We start from the raw sequence: 2,556 nt of genomic DNA, 5'->3' as shown, positions 1-2,556 counted from the left end.
TTGATGCGTCTGGTTATGAGCGTCTTTATGGCGAATCGGTTTCGGATCCCGAGGGTTTCTGGCGTGCGCAGGGTCGTCGGGTTGACTGGATCCGGGATTACAGCGTGGTGAAGAACACGTCCTTCGAGCCCGGGAAGGTGTCGATCAAGTGGTTCGAGGACGGCACGCTGAACGTCAGCGCCAATTGCATCGACCGGCACATGACGACGCGGGCGAACCAGACGGCGATCATCTGGGAGCCGGATGATCCGAAGACGCCCGCGCAGCACATCACCTATGCCCAACTGCTGGAGCAGACCTGCCGGATGGCCAACGTGCTGAAGAAGCACGGGGTGAAGAAGGGGGACCGCGTGGTCCTCTACCTGCCGATGATCCCCGAGGCGGCCTATGCGATGCTGGCCTGCGCGCGGATCGGGGCGATCCATTCGGTGGTCTTCGGGGGCTTCTCGCCCGATGCGCTGGCCAACCGGATCAACGATTCCGAGGCCAAGGTGGTGATCACCGCCGACTGGGCGCCGCGGGGGGGCAAGAAGACCCCGCTGAAGGGCAATACCGATGCGGCGCTCTTGCATTGCAGCGACCATGTGAAGTGCATGGTGGTCAAGCATACCGGCGACCAGACGAGCTGGGTGGACGGGCGCGACATCGACCTGAAGGCCGAGATGGCGGAGGTGTCGGGCTATTGCGCCTACACGGAAGTGGGCGCGGAGGATCCGCTGTTCATCCTCTACACCTCCGGCTCGACGGGCAAGCCGAAGGGGGTTGTCCATACTTCGGGCGGCTATCTGGTCTATGCGTCGATGACGCATCAGCTGACCTTCGACTACCATGACGGCGATGTGTTCTGGTGCACGGCGGATGTGGGCTGGGTCACGGGGCACAGCTACATCGTCTATGGCCCGCTGGCCAATGGCGCGACCACGATCATGTTCGAGGGCGTGCCGACCTATCCCGATGCCGGCCGCTTCTGGGAGGTCTGCGCCAAACACAGGGTGACGCAGTTCTACACCGCGCCGACGGCGATCCGGTCGCTGATGGGTCTGGGGCCGGAATGGGTGGAGAAGCACGACCTGTCCAGCCTGCGCCTGCTGGGCTCGGTGGGCGAGCCGATCAACCCCGAGGCGTGGAACTGGTACAACACCCATGTCGGCAAGGGCCGCTGCCCGATCGTCGACACCTTCTGGCAGACCGAGACGGGCGGGCATCTGATCACGCCGCTGCCCGGCGCCATCCCGCAGAAGCCGGGCTCGGCCACCAAGCCCTTCTTCGGGGTGAAGCCGGTGGTTCTGGACCCCGCCACGGCGGCGGTGCAGGAGGCCACGGAGACGGAGGGGGTGCTGTGCATCGCCGACAGCTGGCCGGGGCAGATGCGCACGCTCTGGGGCGACCATGCGCGGTTCGAGGAGGCGTATTTCAGCCAGTATCGCGGGTACTATTTCACCGGCGACGGCTGCCGGCGCGATGCGGACGGCTATTACTGGATCACAGGGCGCGTGGATGACGTGATCAACGTGTCGGGCCACCGGATGGGCACGGCGGAAGTGGAAAGCGCGCTGGTCGCGCATCCCAAGGTCGCCGAGGCCGCGGTGGTGGGCTATCCGCACGACATCAAGGGGCAGGGCATCTATGCCTATGTCACGCTGATGAAGGGCGAGGAGCCGACGGACGCCCTGCGCAAGGAGCTGGAGGCCTGGGTGCGGACCGAGATCGGCCCGATCGCCAAGCCGGACCTGATCCAGTGGGCACCGGGCCTGCCCAAGACGCGGTCGGGCAAGATCATGCGCCGGATCCTCAGGAAGATCGCCGAGAACGACTTCGGCAGCCTTGGCGACACCTCGACGCTGGCCGATCCTTCGGTGGTGGACGAGCTGATCGCGAACCGGATGAACCGGGGATGAGCGAGGTCGTGACCACCCCCGCCGTGCTGATCCTGCTGGGCCCGCCGGGCGCGGGCAAGGGCACGCAGGCGCGGATGCTGGAAGAGGGCTTCGGTCTGGTCCAGCTGTCGACGGGCGACCTGCTGCGCGCGGCGGTGGCGGCGGGCACGGAGGCGGGCAAGGCGGCCAAGGCGGTGATGGAGGCGGGCCAGCTGGTCAGCGACGACATCGTGCTGGCGATCCTGAAGGACCGCATGGCGGCGCCCGACGTGGCGCGGGGCGTGATCCTGGACGGGTTCCCCCGCACCGACGGGCAGGCGGCGGCGCTGGACGCGCTGCTGGCGGCGTCCGGGCAGAAGGTGACGGCGGCGATCAGCCTGGAGGTCGACGACGAGGCCATGGTGGGCCGCGTCTCGGGCCGCTTCACCTGCGCCGGTTGCGGCGAGGGGTATCATGACGACTTCAAGCAGCCCGCGGTGGCGGGCACTTGCGACAGATGCGGCGGCACGGCGTTCAAGCGCCGCGCCGACGACAATGCCGAGACGGTGCGCGAGAGGCTGAAGGCCTATCACGCCCAGACGGCCCCGCTGATCGCCTATTACGAGGGCAGGGGCGTGCTCCAACGGATCGACGCGATGGGCAACATCGCAGACATCCAGAGCGCGCTCGCCGCAATCGT

2 protein-coding genes are annotated in these 2,556 nt (G+C 67.1%); both read left to right on the top strand.

The features are described 5' to 3' along the window. Positions 1-1,898: acetate--CoA ligase (gene acs / locus GU927_RS20345; protein ID WP_161764231.1), on the top strand; the 1,898-nt coding region annotated here is incomplete at its 5' end. Further along, on the top strand, positions 1,895-2,556 hold a 662-nt coding region (locus GU927_RS20340), incomplete at its 3' end, for an adenylate kinase (RefSeq protein WP_161764230.1). The genes acs and GU927_RS20340, both read left to right, overlap by 4 nt.

Source organism: Paragemmobacter amnigenus (genome assembly GCF_009908265.2).
Lineage (GTDB): Bacteria > Pseudomonadota > Alphaproteobacteria > Rhodobacterales > Rhodobacteraceae > Paragemmobacter > Paragemmobacter amnigenus.
The sequence above is the reverse complement of the archived record's forward strand: the minus strand, read 5'-3'. Positions and strand labels throughout refer to the sequence as shown.